Raw genomic sequence first — 18,289 nt, forward strand, 5'->3', positions numbered from 1 at the left:
AGTCTCCCTGGTGATTTCGTGCTGAGCGGCCAGCGCCTCACGCACCCGCGGGTCGGTACGACGGTGGATGTGACACCACATCAACAGCTCGCGGTCGACGCCGTGGGCGGCAAGCTCGTCGGCGGGCAGGTACACGCGTTGCCGCACTAGGTCTTCGTCGACATCGCGCAGGAAATTGGTGAGTTGAAAAGCCCGCCCCAGGGCCGCGGCATAGGGCGCCGCCTCCTCGACGGACGTAACCGTACCCAGTATCGGAAGCACCTGCAGGCCAATGACTTCCGCTGACCCGCGCATGTAGAGGTTGAGCGCCTTGCGGTCCGGATAGTCGGTGACCGTCAGATCCATGCGCATGGACGCCAGAAAGTCGTCGAACAGGTCCGTGCCGATGCGGTAGCGGCGTGCGGTGTGGGTGACCGCGGCCAGTGCGGGGTCGTCGAGATGATCACCGCCGGCGAAGAAGCGATCGGACAGCTGCTGTAGGCGTTGCGCCCGAATGTCGGTGCCCACCTGCGGATCGAGATCGTCGAGGATGTCGTCGGCGTAGCGCGCGAATCCGTACAGTGCGTGCACGCCCGGTCGTTGGTCGGGTGCCAGCAGCCTGGTGGCCAGGAAGAACGTGCGGCCGTGCGCGGCATTGAGTTCCCGGCAGCGGCGGTACCCGTCGCGCAGTCGCGGGTCGTCGATCCCGGCCGCGTCCAATTCGCTGCGGATCATGCCTGACCGGCTTTCAGATCGACGTGCGCGAGAGATCGGTCGGTGGCGCCGGTGACACGGTCCGCGGCCAGCCGCCCGGAGATCAGCGTCGTCGGGACGCCGACGCCGGGCACCGTGGAGGACCCGGCGAGCACCGCGTTGTCGATCCCGCGCACCATGTTCGAGGGCCGGAACGGGCCCGTCTGGCCGAACGTGTGCGCAAGCGCGAACGGGCTGCCGGCCGCCATGCCCTGCTTCGCCCAGTCGGCGGGCGTGACCACGTCGAGCACCGTCGCGTCGTCGGTCAAACCGGGTAGCAGTCGGTCGGCGACGTGATCGATCAACGCATCGACGTATGCGCCGCCGACTTTCGCCCAGTCGATTGCGCCGCGTTCGAGGTTGGGCGCCGGGGCCAGCACGTACAGAAGATCGCGGCCGCCGGGGGCGAGCGACGGATCGCTGGCGGTGGGCCGGGTGACCAGTAACGAGGGATCGCGCATCAGTTGCCCATCGCGGATGATGTCGGTGAAAGTCTGATCCCAGGAGTTGCCGAAAAGTATTGTGTGATGCGCGGTTTGGGGCGGCACGGCGCGACAACCCAGGTGCGCCACGACGGCAGACGGCGCGGCCCGCAACCGCAGGACGCGACGCGGCGTGCGGCCGAGCAGCGCGTAGGTCTGCGGCAGTTCGGTGGTCAGCACCACCGCGTCGCAGGCAATGCGGCCGGAGTCGGTCAACACCGCATCGACACGGCCGCCGGCGCGCTCCAAGCCGTTCACCGTGGTGTCGTAGCGGAATTGAACGCCCGCGTCGACGGCCGCCGCGGCCAACGCGTCGGGCAGCGCCCGCACGCCCCCGCGCGGAAACACCACGCCCGAGATGGTGTCCATGTAGGCGATGACCGCGTACACCGCGAGAGCGTCTCGCGGCGCCACACCCGCATACAGCGACTGAAAGGTGAAGACCCGCTGCAGTCGGGGATCGGTGATGTGGCGCCTGACCATGCGATCCCACTTGCGGAACCCGCCGATCCCGGCCAGCCGTGCCAATTGCGGCGTGAGCAGCGACAGGGGTGAATCGAAGTTGGCGCCGATGAACCCGTCGAACTCGGTTCGGTACAACCGCGTGAGCCACTCGCGCAGCCGCCGATAGCCCGCTGCCTGCCCGAAGCCAGCGAACTCTTCAATCGCGGTGGCCATTCGATCCGGATCACTGTGCACGTCCAGCGTGCTGCCGTCGGCGAACACCGCGCGATAGGCCGGATCGAGCGGTAATAGTTCCAGCCGGCCCGTTCGGGTTTGACCCGCGGCTGCGAACGTCTCGTCGATGATGTCCGGCATCGTGAGGACGGTCGGCCCGGTGTCGACCCGATAGCCGCCGACGTCGAGTCGGCCGGCTCGCCCGCCCGGCCATGGGTGGCGCTCGACAACCGTGACCGCGCGCCCTCTGCCGGCCAGGTGCAGGGCCGCAGAAAGGCCCGCCAGGCCGGCGCCGATCACCACAACATGGTCGCTGCGTCCCGTCACGGTCCGCATATCAATAGACTCCCAGATTCGTTCGGATCATTCAGCGCGATCCGTGCACGCGGCCGACATCGCGACCAGCGCGTTGCGGACGAGTTCGTCGACGGCCATGTCGCTGACGAGGTCGCACGCCGAATCGACGCGCTCGCTGATCATCTGTTCGATGAGTTCCACCGCTCCCGTCGCGATGATCAACGCTTTCCAGCGCTCCAGCGCGTCGTCGTCGAGGACCTCGCCGTTCATCAGCTCGGTGAGTTCGCGCCTGGCCACCGGATTGGCCAACTCATGGGCGATCATCACGACACTGGTCGCCTTGCGCTCGAGCAGGTCCCCGGCGCAGGGCTTGCCGGTTATCGCCGGCGAGCCGAAGACACCAAGGACGTCGTCGCGGAGTTGGAACGCTTCGCCGACCGCGACGCCGTAGTCGCCGAGCTGGGACAGCGTCCGGTCACCGCAGCCGGCCATTGCCGCACCGATTTCCAGCGGTCGTCGCACGGTGTAGTTGCCCGACTTGCGGCGCGCCACGTCCAGGATGGCCTCCAACGGGGGCAGGAGTCGGACATCGCTGGTGAGGTCCGCGAATTGGCCGACGGCCAGCTCGGTGCGCATCGCGTCGTACCGCGGCCACGCCCGTTGCAGACGGCTGGCGTCCACACCGCTTTCGCGCAGCATCTGCTCGGCCCAGATCAGGCAGAGGTCGCCCAGCAGGATGGCCGACGATTCGCCGAACCGGCGTGACGAGCCGGACAACCCGGATTCGCGGTGCCAGCGGGCGAATTGGAGATGCGCCGCCGGTCGGCCGCGCCGCTCCGTCGAGCCATCCATGACATCGTCTTGCAGCAGCGCAAAGGCGTGCAACAACTCGAAGCTGGCCGCCGCGCGCAACGCCGACTCGCTGGGGACGCCGCCACACAGCCAGCCCAGATAGGTGAATGTCGACCGCAGGCATTTGCCACCGGCGATGAACTCCTCCAAGATGTCGCCGACGACGTCGATGCGCGCGCCGCCCAGCTCGCCGGTACGTCGACCGTCCACGAAATCGGCGACGTAGCCCAGCACCGCTCGCCGTACCTGCGACCGCCAGCTCGCGAAGTCGTCAGCACCCGGAAAGCGCGACTCCGCTGGGGCGATTGAAGCTGATTGGCCCACGGCCGAAAACGATAAAGCTCGCATCTTCCCCAAGCGCTCCTCCCCGGACTGCTTGGCAGCCGCAGGCTCAACGGCACAAACGCAGGGCTCATACCCGCTGGTGGGGCGGGTAAACCCCGACCGCTGGCCTGTGAAACCGCTCCGTGTAGCCCGTTGTCACCTACTGCGGCGTACCACCTCTAGTTTCAATAACTTAAAGGTTAACTTAGTGAAAGTCACGCCTGGGCGCCAGCCGAGGCGGCCGGATTCGGCGTGCGGGATAGCGTCGCGCGCACCGGAATGGAACTCTCTTTCAGAGACCCCTGTTTCACTGAATTAAACATTCAATGACTGAATGAACGGCTGTTCGGCGATATGCTGCACAAGGTTATGAACGCTGACGAGCCGGACTCGCGCCGAGGCGACCTGGAGTCGCTGATCTCAGCCGACCTGCGCGAGATATCGATCGAATCCGACCAGATCGGGCGACTTTTCGCGTCGACACATAATCTGCGCCCCAACGACTTTCGTGCGCTGCTTTACATCATGGTGGCCGAAAGCGCCGGGCGGCCGATGACCTCGGGCGATCTCAGTCAGGTGATGGGCATGTCTGGTTCGGCCATCACCTACCTGGTGGACCGGCTCATCGACTCGGGCCACCTGCGCCGTGACTCACACCCCGGTGACCGCAGAAAAGTTGTGCTGCGGCACGGGGAATCCGGTACGGCAACCGCCCGGTCCTATTTCCGTCCGCTGACGACGCATACTCGCGTCGCGCTATCGGACCTGCCCGATGCCGACCTGGTGGCCGCTCATCGAGTTCTCACAGCGCTCCTCTCCGCTATGGGGCGCTTTCAAGGTGAGCTGGGCGGCCACGGCGGTTGACTTTCGACCGCCAATGTTGTCGCGCAATGCGCCATAGCTTCGGCTAAAGAACAAGGTGCGCAACGCGTTCTGATGGTCGATGGCCATAAGGTCCGTCTTGGGACCGCGCGCCGCCAGAACTACGAAACGATCAACTTCAACAGCGACGATCCGGTCTAGGCGGTGCAGACCGTCGTCCCTATGTAGCCCGCGGCGGTTTTCCTCGGCGCAGAGTGGGAATTCGCGACCAGTGGACGTTTCTGATCTTGTCTCGTTGCCATTCCAGTGGGGTTCCGCGATCCGGGGCAAGCGGTTCTTCCACCCAAACGGTGTGTTCGCCGAAGGAGTCTTCGAACGCCTCGCGCCTGCGGGCCAGGGGTTGCCCGCCCCGTCGTCGGATGTCGTCGCCCGGGTATCGAAGGCGACAGGTACGCCCGGGGCCCTACCCGACTTCATCGGGCTGGCTTTCCGGGTGGCGCCGACGCCGGCCGGGTCACCCTGGGACATTCTGCTCGTCACGTCAGGCTCGGGGGTACTGGCGCGTGCCGTCGCGCTGCGGCCGGCCTTTTCATGGAGCAACCAGACACTGACCAGCCTGATGCCGTTGCGCTACCAGGGAAACAACTGGTGGCTCCGGGCTCGGACTCCGGCCGACCTGAACGGTTCCGGGCTGTCATTGGACAGCGTCCGTAGCCGACTCAAGCAGGGCGTCATCGAAATCGCGCTCGACCAAGCCCGGGGCGCAAGACAATTCACGCCCTTGGGCCGCTTGCGGTTGACGAGTGCTCTCGATCCGGGGCGCGGCGGGGACATATCGTTTGACCCGGTGGTCAACACCGCGTCCGGGGTGAGCCTGTATCCGAGCTGGCTGGCGCACCTGCGCGCCAGCTCCTATGAGCGAAGTCGCGAGGGTAGAGACGCAGACAGGGGGTAGAGGGCCGGTCACCGCCCATCGGGTGCCCTGAGACGCGTCAGCCGGTGCGCCCGAGCAGGTGACGCAACGCCTGGTCCAGGTCCGGTTGGCGGAACCGGTGAGCGGCCGCAACCAGTTTTGCGGGTTGCACGCGTTGGTTGGCGCACGCGAGTTCGCGCGCGCCCTGCTCGCCCAGCAGTATTTTCGGGCCCAGCGACGGCACCGGGAACACCGTCGGCCGGTGTACGACATGGCCCAGGGTGCGGGTGTATTCGCTGTTGCGAACCGGTTGCGGGGCAACGGCATTCACCGGTCCCGACAGCTCCTTGTCCCACAGCCCGCGGTGGTACACGTCCACCAGATCGTCGATCCCGATCCAGGAGAGCCACTGCTGCCCGTCGCCCAGCCGGCCGCCCAGTCCGGCGCTGAACAGCGGGCGCATCAGCTTCAACGTCCCGCCGGCCGGCGATTGCACGATGCCGGTGCGCACGCGCACCACTCGCAGCCCCGCCTGCTCGGCGGGAGCGGTCGCCTCCTCCCAGTCGGCCACGACGTCCGCCAAAAACCCGTCGCCGCGTGCGCTGTCCTCGGTCAGCGTCTCGTCGCCGCGGTCGTACCCGTAGTAGCCGATCGCCGACGCCGAGATCAGCACGGCGGGTTTGGGGCTGACGCGGGCCAGCAGTTCGGCCAGCCGTCGAGTCGGGCCAATCCTGCTGTCCCGGATCGCATCTCGATGGCTGTCGGTGAATCGGCCGGCGATCGATGCGCCCGCCAGATGAATGACCGCGTCGACGGCCGCGAACAGTTCCGGGTCGGGGTCATCGGGATTCCACTGCCGCTCGTCGGCGTTGCCCGGGGTGCGGCGGACCAGCTGGATGACGCGGTGGCCGCCGGTGCGCAGAAACGCGGTCAACGCCGAGCCGACCAGCCCCGACGATCCGGTCAGGGCGATGGTGGCGGGGCCGAGACCGTGCTCGGCGGCCACCCGGTGTACGGCGAGATCGTCGGCAAGCTGGCGGTGCCGATAGACGAACATGGAACGCAACAGCGAGCCGGGCACCGGTGTGTCCACCCGGTCGATCACCTTGGTGCGGTTGTCGTTGACGGCCTCGAATTCGTGAGTGTGGCGCCAGCGCACAGCAATTCGTGCGGGAAGCGAGGCCAGCCCGTCACCGCCGATGGCGTCGACGAAGCGTCGCGGCGGATCGTAGCCGTCCGGCTGGTGGACGGCGACCCAGCGCAGGCCGCCGGGTAGAGCCAGGACGGCGCGCCCGTCCTCGAGCGAATCGGCCTCGCTGACCAGCCGCATCGGTGACCAGGGTGGCGAGAGGCGGTTGAAGGCGCCCGGCCTGGCGTACCAGTCGAAGACGTCGGTGATAGGCGCGTCGACGACGCTGGAGAATTCAAGGCCCATCTTTCCGACGTTACGTGAGGAAAGCGCTAGCGGTTCGGCAAAGCGTTTTCGACGATGGGCAGCCGCGCCCGCGGTTGCCGCTCGCCGCGCTTGGCCGCCAGATACACCTGTGCGGTCTTGGCGGCCACGGTCTTCCAGTCGAAATCGGACGTGAGCCGTTCGCGGGCGGCGCGAGCGCGGCGCTGTGCGGCATCGGGATCGTCGAGGACTGTTCGGACGGCCGCGGCCAGTCCGGCCACGTCGCGGGGCGGACACGACACCCCGGTCTGGCCGTTGATGACCGCCTCGCCCAGACCGCCGATGTTGGACGTGACGAGCGGCGTGCCCGCGGCGGCGGCTTCCAGTGCCACGATGCCGAACGGTTCGTAGTGGCTGGGCAGCACCGCGGCGTCGGCCCGATGCAGCACTTCCAGCAGCTCCGCGTGCTCGAGATGCCCGACGAATCGAATCGCCTTGAGCACCCGGTGTTTACGGGCCTGTTCGACGAGCCAGCCCAGCTGGGTGCCTTCGCCGGCGACGGTCAGCGTGGTGCCCGGGTGGGTGCGCCTGATTCGCGGCAGCGCGGCGATGGCCTCGTGCACGCCCTTCTCGTACTCCAGCCGGCCGAGGTAGAGCAGTTCGGCGGGCCCGCTGCGTGGCCGCCGTTCGGCGAACGGCCAGCGCGCGGCGTCGATGCCGTTACAGATCACGGTGATCTCGGCCAGCCCGGGTCCGAACAGTTCGGTGATCTCTTCGGTCATCGACGCCGAACATGTGATGAGCGAATCCGATTCACGCACCAGCCACGACTCCACGGCGTGCACCTGACGGCTGATCGCGCCGCTGACCCAGCCGGAATGGCGTCCGGCCTCGGTGGCGTGAATCGTGGAAACCATTGGCACGTCGTAGAACTGGGCGAGGGCGATCGCGGGATGGGCCACCAGCCAGTCGTGTGCGTGCACCACGTCGGGGCGCCACGGCCGGTTGCTGCCCCGCTTCTTCAAAGAAAGACCAGCGCGGACCATCGAGTGGCCCATCGCGAGCGTCCACGCCATCATGTCGCTGCCGAACGCGAATTCGTGTGGGTCGTGCGCGGCCGCGATGACCCGGACCCCCTCGGCGACCTCGTCGGTCGACGGGTGCGTGCTGGGGTCGGTGTCCGTGGGCCGCCGGGCCAGCACGACGACCTCGTGCCCGGCCGCGGCGAGCTCGGTGGCCAGGTGATGGACGTGCCGGCCGAGGCCGCCGATGACCACCGGCGGGTACTCCCACGACACCATCAGGATTCTCACGCGGGGCCCCACGTCATCGGGGCAGCCTGCGCGCGTCCAGGGCGCCGAACAGTCCGTCGGCGCGATTCCATCCGTCGGCCAGCCGCTGTGCGGTGTCGCGCCGTCCCGATGCCAACGCCCCGGAGATCTCGCGGGTGGCGTGCGCGTGCAGATGCGCGCGGTAGCGGGCGTAGTCGGCGGCCGAGTCCTTGCTCACCATGAACGGCCAGTCGCTGGAAACGGTCAGCAGCGTCTCGCGCAGGATCTGGTCGGCGACGTGGTCGCGGGGGAGCGGCCCGTCCAGCGACTCCCGCTGCGCGAGCGCCTTATCGACGGTGCTGAGTGCGGCGTCCACCACTTCGTTATTGAGCTGGACCAGGTCGGCCACCTGCTCGCCGGCCCACACCTGCCAGTCCTTGCCCGAACCCCACGAGCTGGGCGGCAGGGCGACCGGCCTGCCGACGAATCCGTCCGTGATCGCGTCGCTCAGCGTGCCCACCCGCACGCCGGCCTCGGGCAGCGCCCGCAGGACCCGCTGCAGCCACGTCGGGCCCTCGTACCACCAGTGGCCGAACAACTCTGTGTCGAACGCGGCGACCACGTGGGCGGGCCGCCCGATGCGTTCCGATTCGGAGAGCAGCCTGTTACGGACCACCTCGACGAAATCGGCAACATGCACGTCGACCGTGTGGTCGGCACGTTCGGGATCGTAGGGGGCCTTGCCCTCCGAGGGCACGTTGCGGCCGGTCACCCTGGCCGGCTTGAGCCCGGTGAGGTGGTCATAGGTGTGGAAATCGCGGTAGGCGGCGTGCCCGGGATACCCGGACTTCGGCGACCACACCCGGTAGCTGACCTGCAGGTCGCGTCCGAACGCGACCACGTCGCTGTCGCCGACGGTCCGCCCCAGCGCGGTGTCCCCGTGCAGCGACGGGCCGTCCACCATGAAGTGCGTGACCCCCGCGGCGGCGTAGTCGCGTTCCAGGCCGGGGGCATACGCGCATTCGGGAGCCCAGATCCCGTTGCAGCCCTGCCCTTTTCGCGCCCCGAGGCGCATTTGCGCGTCGGCCAGGCCCTCGCGCAGCGCGAACTCGCGCAGTCGCGGGTTCAGCAGCGGCTGGAAGGGGTGGGCGAGCGGCCCGCCGAGCAGTTCGACGGCACCAACGTCGGTCAGGCTGCGCAGCAACGGGCTGGCGCCGTGTCGCCACAACGTGGCGAAATCGTCGAGCGCCCGATCCGCGTCGGCGGATTCGCGAACACCCAAGTCGCGCAACGCTTCCGGTGTGCAGGACTGGAAGCCGGCCGACTTCGAGCGGGGAATGGACCGCACGCTGGCGGCCTCGGCCGCCCGCAGCCGCCAGTTGGCCAGCCAGTGATGCATGCCGTCCAGGCAGTAGGGGTCGTCGAGCTGGGCGTTCACCACGGGCGTCACGCCGAGGGTGATCAGGCCCTGACGATCCTCGTCGGCCAGGGTGTTGAGCACCTGCATCAGCGGCAGGTAGGCCGCCGCCCACGACTGGTAGAGCCATTCCTCACCGACCGGCCAGCGGCCGTGGTGGGCCAGCCACGGCAGGTGCGTGTGCAGGACCAGCGTGAACAGGCCCGGAACCTGCCCCGAATTCGCGGTGCTCAAGGCCGCACCGCGATTGCGATCAGGTCGAGGCTGGCATCTATGTCATGGCCTTCGTCGCTTGCCACCATGTCGAAGTCCTCGGTGGTGACGGCGGCGACGTCGGCGGTCAGCTCGGCGGACCAAGGCGTATCGGCCAGCGCGTGGGCGATCTGCGCGTCGATGATCGACCCGCCGTGCCGGGCATCCATCTCCCGCAGCCGCGGGCCGTGGAACAGCCCGAAGACCGAGACGTCGGCGAACCCCGCATCAACCAGCAGTTGGGTCAGCTCGACGGCGTTGAGTTCACGGGTGTGGAACGGGTTGATCGGAGTGTCGCGGCCGGGCGAGAAGGTAATCCGATTGGGCGTGGAGACCATTAGCAGCCCCGACGGGCGCAGCACCCGGGCGCACTCGGCGACAAACTGTGCCTGATCCCACAGATGCTCGATGACCTGGAAGTTCACCACGGCGTCCACCGACGCGTCGGGCAGCGGCAGCTCGGCGAGGTTCGCCTGCATGACCTCCACCCGGGGGTAGCGGCCGCGCACGTGAGCCACCGCGGACTCGTCGTAGTCCACGGCGACGACACGGCGGGCGACGCCCGCGATCAGATCGGCGCCGTAACCTTCGCCACACCCCGCCTCGAGCACGTCGCGGTCCGTGCAGCGGGAGGCTAACCGCTGGTAGACCACCTCGTGGCGGCGAAACCAGTAGTTTTCGATTTCCAGATCGGGGATGGTGCGCTCACCCGTCAGCGTCAACACCGCGTCTGCCTCCGGCGAGGTGCCGCCGGGGACGTGTTCGGGAACGTCGGGGACGAATGCGCTCATTGCATTAGGCAGGCTAACGCGAAGTGTCGGATTCGCGAACCGTGAAGTGGGTAGCCGCCGCTCGGACGGGGAGGCACGCCGTAAGAACGTGCACTACGACCCGCTATGGTGTGAAGGCAGGCCGCACAAAGTTACCGAGTAGTAACACGACCGTGCGCTGCAAAACGCGTACTGAAAGTCTCGTGGTCGACTGCTGCGAGACTCCTTCGAGGAGGACGAACCAGACTCATGACGAACATCGTGGTCCTGATAAAGCAGGTCCCAGACACCTGGTCCGAGCGCAAGCTGACTGACGGCGACTACACGCTGGACCGCGAGGCTGCCGACGCGGTGCTGGACGAGATCAACGAGCGGGCCGTCGAAGAGGCGCTGCAGATTCGCGAGCGCGAGGGCGGCGACGGCTCGGTGACGGTGCTGACGGCCGGCCCCGAGCGTGCCACCGAGGCGATCCGCAAGGCCCTGTCGATGGGCGCAGACAAGGCCGTCCACCTCAAGGACGACGGCCTGCACGGGTCCTGCGTCGTGCAGACCGCGTGGGCGCTGGCCCGCGCGCTGGGCACCATCGAAGGCACCGAGCTCGTCATCGCGGGTAACGAGGCAACCGACGGCACCGGCGGCGCGGTCCCGGCCATCATCGCCGAGTACCTGGGTCTTCCGCAGCTCACCCACCTGCGCAAGTTGTCCCTCGAGGGCGGCAAGGTCACCGGTGAGCGCGAGACCGACGATGGCGTCTTCAGCCTCGAGGCCAGCCTGCCTGCCGTGGTGAGTGTTACCGAGAAGATCAACGAACCGCGCTTCCCCTCCTTCAAGGGCATCATGGCCGCCAAGAAGAAAGAGGTAACGGTGCTGACTCTGGCCGAGATCGGGGTCGAGGGCGACGAGGTCGGACTGGCCAACGCCGGGTCCACCGTGCTGTCGTCAACGCCGAAGCCGCCGAAGACCGCTGGTGAGAAGGTCACCGACGAGGGCGAGGGCGGCAACGAGATCGCCAAGTACCTGGTCGGCCAGAAGATCATCTAACGCCCACCCCCATAGACGAGAAGAGCGAATCAACCCATGGCTGAAGTATTGGTGCTCGTTGAGCACGCTGAAGGTGCGCTGAAGAAGGTCACCTCCGAATTGATCACCGCCGCCCGCGCGCTGGGCGACCCGGCCGCCGTCGTGGTGGGCCCGTCCGGTACGGCCGCCCCGCTGGTCGACGGGCTGAAAGAGGCCGGTGCCGCCAAGATCTACGTCGCGGAGTCCGACGACGCCGAGAAGTACCTGATCACCCCGGTGGTCGACGTGCTGGCCTCGCTGGCCGAGTCGAGCGCGCCCGCCGCCGTGCTGCTGTCCGCCAACGCAGACGGCAAAGAGGTCGCGGGACGGCTGGCGGCCCGGATCGGATCCGGTCTGCTGGTCGACGTGGTCGAGGTGAAAGAGGGCAACAAAGCGACGCACTCCATCTTCGGTGGCGCGTTCACCGTGGAGTCGCAGGCCAACGGTGACACCCCGATCATCACGGTGCGCGGTGGCGCCATCGACGCCGAGCCGTCCGCCGGCGCCGGTGAAGAGGTCAAGGTGGACGTTCCGGCCCCCGCCGAGAACGCCACCAAGATCACGGCCCGTGAGCCGGCCGTCGCCGGTGACCGCCCCGAGCTGACGGAGGCCACGATCGTGGTGTCCGGTGGCCGCGGCGTGGGAAGCGCGGAGAACTTCAGCGTGGTCGAGGAGCTGGCCGACTCGCTGGGTGCCGCCGTCGGCGCCTCGCGCGCCGCCGTCGACTCCGGCTACTACCCGGGCCAGTTCCAGGTCGGTCAGACCGGCAAGACGGTGTCGCCCCAGCTCTACATCGCGCTGGGCATCTCGGGCGCGATCCAGCACCGGGCGGGCATGCAGACGTCCAAGACCATCATCGCGGTCAACAAGGACGAAGAGGCACCGATCTTCGAGATCGCCGACTACGGCGTGGTGGGCGACCTGTTCAAGGTCGCGCCGCAGCTGACCGAGGCGGTCAAGACCCGCAAGGGCTAGATATTCGGCCGAAAGCCCCGACACGCTCCGGCGTGTCGGGGCTTTTCCGGACCATCACTACTCTTTCAAATCCGATATCGGCGGTGATATCGGATTTGAAAGTGACCTATTGTTTCAGCGCAGCATCGCATCGATGCGGCGCACCGCGATGGAGCACACCGTCAGGTACGGCGCGGCCCACCACGGCACCGAAAAACTCACTCGCGCACCGTCGTTCACGGCTTCCACCGCGTGGCGGGTCGCCGGCACGCCGGCCACGCGCCACGCCCAGTGGCGGCCCGGCTCGAACTCGGTGACCACGAACGGCACCGCGACCCCCACTGACGTCTGCACGGTTCCCGTTGCGTGCAAACCGAGTTCGGAGTGCGGCTCGTCAAGACGGGCCCCCCGAATCGTCGGACCCCACTTCGGCCACGCGTCGAGGTCGACCAACAGATCCCACACCGCCGAGGGCGGCGCCGCGATCAACTTGTCGGCCGTGAGCACGATGCCCGTCATGGCGCGTGACCACCCAGCCGGCGCTGCTGGTCGCGCACCTCGTCCAAATCCTTGAGCCGGCGCAGCCCGGCCAGCGGCTGGTTCATGCGCCGATTGCCCGCCAGCTGCTCTTGGTTGCGGTCCAAAAACCACCAATAGCCCCCGGTGAACGGGCAGGCGTGGTCGCCGACGCGCTCGCTGGGCCGATACCGGCATTGCCCGCAGTAGTCGCTCATGCGGTTGATGTAGGCGCCGCCCGCGGCGTACGGCTTGGTCGCCATCAGCCCGCCGTCGGCGTGCTGCGACATCCCGACGACATTGGCCACCATCACCCACTCGTAGCCGTCGACGAAACTTCGGTGGAACCACTCGGTGACCGCGTCGGGATTCCAGCCCCGCTGCAGTGCGTAGTTGGACAACACCATTAGGCGCGGAATGTGGTGCACCCAGCCGTGGTCGCGCACCTGGGCCAGCACGTCTTTGAGACAGCGCGCGTCCAGCGCGTCGGCGTCCAGGTCCGAGAACCACTTGGGCAGCCGGGCGTGCGCTTTGAGTGCGTTGCGCCGGCGATAGCCGCGACCGAAATGCCAGTAGACATGCCAGATGTAGTCCCGCCACCCGATCAGCTGGCGGATGTAACCCTCGACGCTTGCCAGTGCGGCATGCCCCGAGCGGTAGGCGTCTTCGGCCGCATACGCGCAGTCCAACGGGTCCAGCAGGCCCAGGTTCATCGGCGCCGACAACAGGCTGTGCGCCATGAAACGATCGCCGCTGAGCATCGCGTCTTCATGAGGGCCGAAGTGCGGCAATCGATCTCGCAGGAACACCGTGCGGGCGGCGAGGGCTTCGGTTGCGGTGACGGGGAATTCGCGCGGGCCGTCGCGGCCGACGAACGAGACGTCGCCGTCGGCTTCCCAGCGGTCCAGGTCCGCGCGCACCTGCTCGTCGATCTCATCTTCTTCGGGCAGCCAGGGCGCGGGTACTCCCAACGCGTCGGTGTCCTTGGGGGCCGGTTCCCGGTTGTCGGCGTCGAGATTCCAGCGTCCCTCGCAGGGCCGGTCGCCCTCCATCAGCACGTCGAACCGGCGGCGCGCGTCGCGGTAGAAATCCTCCAGCCGCAGGGTGCGCCGCCGCTTGGCCCACTCGTCGAATTCGGCTCGGGCCGTGCAGAATCCGCGTGCGGGCAACACCTCGACCCGCGATCGCGACCGCACGAATCGATCGGCCGCCCACGAGGTGGGCTGACACACGCTGATGCGTTCGGAGACCTTCTCCAGCGCCTCGGAGTAGGTGCGGGTCTGCAGGAACACGGCCTGGTCGCCGAGCTCGGCCGCGCGGTGGCGCAGCGCGGAAAGCACCAGATGCGCCTTGCGGCGGTGAAATCGGTTGCGTTCGAACGCCGCCCGGGACTCGATCAGCAACACCGGCTGGTCGGGATGATCCAGGAAGTGCGGGCCGAGTTGATCGGCGAAACACCAGCGACGCGAGTCTGAGTTCTTCTTAGCGCGAATGTTGCTCATCAAGAATCCGAATTGGTTTTCCAACACGTTGACCGGTCTACGGGTAGCGGCCGGGGCTTGACCGCGGTAGCCGATTGATCTGTTAATTAACTTAACGATCGCCGCGGCGGTGTCAATCGGCGACGGGGCCGCCGAGCATCGCCGACGCGGTTCGGCACGTTGCTCTGGCACGGGCCCGGGTGGCTCGCGCCTCCTCACGTGCCCGCCGCGCCCGCACGACCGCTTCGCTGAGGGCCGCCGGCGGCGAGGAGTCGCCGGTGGCGCGACGTTTGGCGCGGCCGCGATGGGCTTTTTGCCGGCACGCCCCGCAGCAGTAGCGCGCGTCGGCGCGACCGTGGAACGTGGTGCCGCACTCCCAACACTGCAGTCGATGAGCGGTCACAACGGAATGTTATGGCTATTCGTAACGGCTAGCAATCCTCGATGCGACGGCGCTGTTAACGGCGGAACAAGATTTCACCTGCAGGTCATGGGGACGTACTGGATGCCGGATTCGCTGTCCAGCAAACGCTCTACCGACCGGAAGCCGGGTTTGGGGGACTAAGCACCGAAAACGGCTTGACCAGGCAGCCTGTGCTGCGACATTTCGTCACCTGGCGTGCACGGACACGTCACAGCGAGGATGCCGACTAGCTCATCGCTTACGCAACGTTGGTTTACATGAGCATTGCTTCTGTCCTGATACCCAGCGACATACCGGACGGCGTCAGTACGGCGGACGGTCCCCGTTACTCGCTGTTGCTGTCCACCGACCCCACGATGGTCGCGGCGGCCCAGCGGCTCCGGTACGACGTGTTCACCAGCACGCCCGGCTTCACACTGCCGGGAGCCGAAGGACAACGGGACGTCGACCGGTTCGACGAGTTCTGCGACCACCTCCTGGTCCGCGACGACGACACCGGCGAGCTGGGGGGCTGCTACCGCATGCTGGCCCCGACCGGCGCCATCGCGGCCGGCGGCCTGTACACCGAGACGGAATTCGACCTGCGCGCGTTCGACCCGCTGCGGCCGTCGCTGGTGGAGATGGGCCGCGCCGTGGTGCGCGACGGCCACCGCAACGGCGGCGTGGTGCTGCTCATGTGGGCCGGCATCCTGGCCTACCTGGACCGCTACGACTACGACTACGTGACGGGGTGCGTGTCGGTACCGATCGGCAGCGATTCCCAGGGCCCCGACGCTGAAGCGCCCGGCAGCCAGTTGCGCGGCGTCCGCGACTTCATCCTGAGCCGGCACGCCGCCCCGCCGGAGTTCACGGTTCACCCGCACCGGCCGGTGGTCGTCGACGGGAAGCCGATCGACGAGATCCCCTCGCCGTCGCGCCCGTCGGTCCCGGCGTTGATGCGCGGCTACCTGCGGCTGGGCGCCAAGGTCTGCGGCGAGCCCGCGCACGACCCGGACTTCGGGGTCGGCGATTTCTGCGTGCTGCTGGACAAACGCCGAGCCGACACTCGATATCTGAAGCGACTCCGGTCGGTATCGGCGGCTGCTGAGATGGCCGGCGAGCGATGAGCCCTCTCGCGGGCACCGGGCACTCCTGGCTACCGCGTGCATCGTGCGATGCGGCCTGTGTGAGCTGCGGCGACGCGGTCACATCGCGCCGGCTGCTGGTGGCGTTACGGATGTCGCTTCGCATCCTGCTGGCACTGCTGCTGGCACCCGGGTTGCCCCTGCTCGGGATGCCGCTGCCCGGCCGCGCGCGCGTGCAGCGCATCTACTGCCGGCTGGTACTTCGCTGTTTCGGCATCCGCATCACGGTCACCGGCAACCCGATTCGCAACCTGCGCGGGGTGCTGGTGGTCAGCCCGCACATGTCGTGGCTGGACGTCTTCGCGATCGGTGCGGTATTGCCCGGGTCGTTCGTCGCACGCGCCGATATGTTCGCCGGGCGCGCGGTGGGAGTAGTGGCGCGCCTCCTGAAGATCATCCCGATCGAGCGGTCGAGCTTGCGGCGGCTGCCCGGGGTGGTGGACGCCGTCGCCCACCGACTGCGGGCCGGCCAGACCGTCGTGTGCTTCCCGGAGGGCACTACCTGGTGCGGCCTGGACTCCGGGGCCTTCTACCCGGCGATGTTCCAGGCCGCGATCGACGCGGCCCGTCCGGTGCAACCGCTGCGGCTGACCTACCACCACGTCGACGGCAGCGTATCGACGGTCCCGGCCTTCGTCGGCGAGGAGACTCTGCTGGGGTCGATCCGCCGGCTGCTCACCGTGCGGCGCACGCTGGCGCGGGTGCACGTCGAATCGCTGCAGCTGCCGGGGACCGATCGGCGGGCCCTGGCGGGCCGCTGCCAGTCCGCGGTCGGCGTGGGCCGGTCCCGGCACCCTGGTCACGGCCACATGCTGGTGGCCTGAGCAAACCGGCGGGCCGGTATTCTGGGGCGCGTCATGGTCTACCTCGATCACGCCGCCACGACCCCGATGCACCTCGCCGCCATCGAGGCGATGAGCTATGTCCTCGGAACGGTCGGCAATGCCTCATCGCTGCACACCAGCGGCCGGGCGGCGCGGCGCCGCATCGAGGAATCCCGCGAGCTGATCGCCGACAAGCTGGGCGCGCGCCCGTCCGAGGTGATCTTCACCGCCGGCGGCACCGAGAGCGACAACCTTGCCGTCAAGGGTCTCTACTGGGCCCGTCGCGACGCCGAGCCGCGTCGTCGCCGCATCATCACCAGTGAGGTCGAGCACCATGCGGTGCTGGACTCGGTGAACTGGCTGGTCGAACACGAGGGCGCCGAGGTGACGTGGTTGCCGACGGCCGCGGACGGCTCGGTGTCGGCAGCGGCGCTGCGCGAGGCGTTGCAGGGGCACGACGACGTCGCGCTGGTGTCGGTGATGTGGGCCAACAACGAGGTCGGCACCGTGATGCCGACCGCCGAACTCGCCGCCGTCGCGGCCGAATTCGGGGTCCCGATGCACAGCGACGCCGTACAGGCGGTGGGGCAGCTGCCGGTCGACTTCGCCGCCAGCGGCCTGTCGGCGATGAGCGTTGCCGCGCACAAGTTCGGCGGTCCGCCAGCGGTGGGCGCGCTGTTGCTTCGCCGCGAGGTCGCTTGTGTGCCGCTGGCGCACGGCGGTGGTCAGGAGCGTGACATCCGTTCGGGCACCGCCGATGTCGCGGGCGCGGTCGGGATGGCGACCGCCGCCCAGATCTCGGTGGACGGGCTCGAGGCCAACAGCGCCCGGCTGCGGAAGCTGCGCGATCGCCTCGTCGAGAAGGTCCTGGCCGGCATCGAGGACGTCATCCTCAACGGCGCCCGGGACCCGCGGCGCCTCCCCGGCAACGCGCACTTCACGTTCCGTGGCTGTGAGGGCGATGCGCTGCTGATGCTTCTGGACGCCAACGGAATCGAGTGTTCGACCGGATCGGCGTGCACCGCCGGTGTCGCACAGCCGTCGCACGTGCTGCTCGCGATGGGTGCGGATCCAACCAGTGCTCGCGGATCTTTGCGACTCTCCTTGGGGCACAACAGTGTTGACGCCGACGTCGATGCGGTGCTGGAGGTGCTGCCCGGGGCGGTGGATCGCGCGCGCCGGGCCACACTGGCCGCTGCGGGGGCTTCGTAAGTGAAGGTTTTAGCTGCCATGAGCGGTGGCGTCGACTCGTCGGTGGCCGCCGCCCGGATGGTCGATGCCGGACACGATGTGGTCGGCGTGCACCTGGCGCTGTCGACGGCACCGGGCACGTTGCGCACCGGCTCGCGGGGCTGCTGCTCGAAAGAAGATGCCTCCGACGCGCGCCGCGTCGCCGATGTGCTCGGAATTCCCTTCTACGTCTGGGATTTCGCGGAGAAGTTTCAAGCGGATGTGATCGACGACTTCGTAGAGTCGTATTCCCGCGGCGAGACGCCCAACCCGTGCATTCGCTGCAATCAGCGCATCAAGTTCTCGGCGTTGTCCGCGAAAGCCCTTGCGCTGGGCTTCGATACGGTCGTCACGGGCCACTATGCGCGGCTGTCCGATGGGCGGCTGCGCCGGGCGGTCGATCGGGACAAGGACCAGTCCTACGTGCTGGCCGTGCTGACCGCCGAGCAGTTGCGCCATGCCGCATTCCCGATC

Annotated in this window: 18 protein-coding genes; 8 read left to right on the forward strand and 10 right to left on the reverse strand. The window is 68.0% G+C overall.

Features of this window, described 5'->3' with window-relative positions; all coding sequences use genetic code 11:
* The 3 genes from JOZ00_RS01510 to JOZ00_RS01520 form a co-directional block, all read right to left on the reverse strand.
* The coding region (locus JOZ00_RS01510; RefSeq protein ID WP_293338741.1) for a phytoene/squalene synthase family protein at positions 1–714 on the reverse strand (714 nt) is incomplete at its 3' end.
* Positions 711–2,228 carry a phytoene desaturase family protein gene (gene crtI / locus JOZ00_RS01515; RefSeq protein ID WP_293338743.1) on the reverse strand — a complete coding sequence of 506 codons (1,518 nt, stop codon included), beginning with the start codon at positions 2,226–2,228 and terminating at the stop codon, positions 711–713. The genes JOZ00_RS01510 and crtI, both read right to left, overlap by 4 nt.
* Positions 2,229–2,255: 27 nt before the next feature.
* A complete protein-coding gene (locus JOZ00_RS01520) occupies positions 2,256–3,389 on the reverse strand; it encodes a polyprenyl synthetase family protein (protein ID WP_293338744.1) in 1,134 nt (377 codons plus the stop codon).
* A gap of 330 nt (positions 3,390–3,719) precedes the next feature.
* Here JOZ00_RS01520 and JOZ00_RS01525 point away from each other — a divergent pair, with 330 nt between their 5' ends.
* Together JOZ00_RS01525 and JOZ00_RS01530 are read left to right on the forward strand one after the other, a co-directional pair.
* Positions 3,720–4,229, forward strand: a complete 510-nt coding sequence (locus JOZ00_RS01525) for a MarR family transcriptional regulator (RefSeq protein ID WP_293338746.1) — start codon at positions 3,720–3,722, stop codon at positions 4,227–4,229.
* 229 nt (positions 4,230–4,458) lie between these two features.
* Complete coding sequence (locus tag JOZ00_RS01530) at positions 4,459–5,142, forward strand: phosphodiesterase (RefSeq protein WP_293338748.1); 684 nt, start codon at positions 4,459–4,461, stop codon at positions 5,140–5,142.
* A gap of 37 nt (positions 5,143–5,179) precedes the next feature.
* On the opposite strand, the gene JOZ00_RS01535 is transcribed toward JOZ00_RS01530, so the two are convergent.
* Genes JOZ00_RS01535 through JOZ00_RS01550 form a run of 4 tightly spaced genes read right to left on the reverse strand, consistent with a single transcriptional unit; the run spans position 5,180 to position 10,224 of the window.
* The gene (locus JOZ00_RS01535) at positions 5,180–6,535 is read right to left on the reverse strand and encodes a TIGR01777 family oxidoreductase (protein ID WP_293338750.1); all 1,356 of its coding nucleotides are present in this window, start codon (positions 6,533–6,535) and stop codon (positions 5,180–5,182) included.
* Positions 6,536–6,561: 26 nt separating this feature from the next.
* Entirely contained in the window at positions 6,562–7,806 is a 1,245-nt protein-coding gene (locus JOZ00_RS01540; RefSeq protein ID WP_293338752.1) for a glycosyltransferase family 4 protein, read from the reverse strand.
* Between the two features lie 13 nt (positions 7,807–7,819).
* The gene (locus tag JOZ00_RS01545; RefSeq protein ID WP_293338754.1) at positions 7,820–9,415 is read right to left on the reverse strand and encodes a glycoside hydrolase family 57 protein; all 1,596 of its coding nucleotides are present in this window, start codon (positions 9,413–9,415) and stop codon (positions 7,820–7,822) included.
* Positions 9,412–10,224: a class I SAM-dependent methyltransferase gene (locus JOZ00_RS01550; protein WP_293338756.1), complete on the reverse strand. Its 813-nt coding sequence runs from the start codon at positions 10,222–10,224 to the stop codon at positions 9,412–9,414. Before JOZ00_RS01550 ends, JOZ00_RS01545 begins: the two co-directional genes overlap by 4 nt.
* Before the next feature lie 228 nt (positions 10,225–10,452).
* Between JOZ00_RS01550 and JOZ00_RS01555 the strand changes: the two genes are divergently transcribed.
* Entirely contained in the window at positions 10,453–11,244 is a 792-nt protein-coding gene (locus tag JOZ00_RS01555) for an electron transfer flavoprotein subunit beta/FixA family protein (protein WP_293338758.1), read from the forward strand.
* Between the two features lie 36 nt (positions 11,245–11,280).
* Positions 11,281–12,237, forward strand: a complete 957-nt coding sequence (locus JOZ00_RS01560) for an electron transfer flavoprotein subunit alpha/FixB family protein (protein WP_293338760.1) — start codon at positions 11,281–11,283, stop codon at positions 12,235–12,237.
* Positions 12,238–12,351: 114 nt separating this feature from the next.
* On the opposite strand, the gene JOZ00_RS01565 is transcribed toward JOZ00_RS01560, so the two are convergent.
* The 3 genes from JOZ00_RS01565 to JOZ00_RS01575 form a co-directional block, all read right to left on the reverse strand.
* Positions 12,352–12,735: an SRPBCC family protein gene (locus JOZ00_RS01565; RefSeq protein ID WP_293338762.1), complete on the reverse strand. Its 384-nt coding sequence runs from the start codon at positions 12,733–12,735 to the stop codon at positions 12,352–12,354.
* On the reverse strand, positions 12,732–14,234 hold the full coding sequence (locus JOZ00_RS01570; RefSeq protein ID WP_293338764.1) for a cryptochrome/photolyase family protein: 1,503 nt from the start codon (positions 14,232–14,234) through the stop codon (positions 12,732–12,734). Before JOZ00_RS01570 ends, JOZ00_RS01565 begins: the two co-directional genes overlap by 4 nt.
* Before the next feature lie 112 nt (positions 14,235–14,346).
* Positions 14,347–14,616 carry a hypothetical protein gene (locus tag JOZ00_RS01575; RefSeq protein WP_293338766.1) on the reverse strand — a complete coding sequence of 90 codons (270 nt, stop codon included), beginning with the start codon at positions 14,614–14,616 and terminating at the stop codon, positions 14,347–14,349.
* Between the two features lie 278 nt (positions 14,617–14,894).
* Between JOZ00_RS01575 and JOZ00_RS01580 the strand changes: the two genes are divergently transcribed.
* The 4 genes from JOZ00_RS01580 to JOZ00_RS01595 all read left to right on the forward strand — a co-directional run.
* Entirely contained in the window at positions 14,895–15,743 is an 849-nt protein-coding gene (locus tag JOZ00_RS01580; protein WP_293338768.1) for a GNAT family N-acetyltransferase, read from the forward strand.
* Positions 15,740–16,585, forward strand: coding sequence for a lysophospholipid acyltransferase family protein (locus tag JOZ00_RS01585; RefSeq protein WP_293338770.1), 846 nt, complete (start codon positions 15,740–15,742; stop codon positions 16,583–16,585). The genes JOZ00_RS01580 and JOZ00_RS01585 overlap by 4 nt, the downstream gene beginning before the upstream one ends.
* Positions 16,586–16,618: 33 nt before the next feature.
* On the forward strand, positions 16,619–17,797 hold the full coding sequence (locus JOZ00_RS01590) for a cysteine desulfurase family protein (RefSeq protein ID WP_293338772.1): 1,179 nt from the start codon (positions 16,619–16,621) through the stop codon (positions 17,795–17,797).
* Positions 17,798–18,289 (forward strand): asparagine synthase-related protein (locus JOZ00_RS01595; RefSeq protein WP_293338774.1); only part of this gene is annotated, 492 nt, incomplete at its 3' end.

Origin of the sequence: Mycobacterium sp. (assembly GCF_019243155.1) — a bacterium.
In the GTDB taxonomy this organism is placed as follows: domain Bacteria; phylum Actinomycetota; class Actinomycetes; order Mycobacteriales; family Mycobacteriaceae; genus Mycobacterium.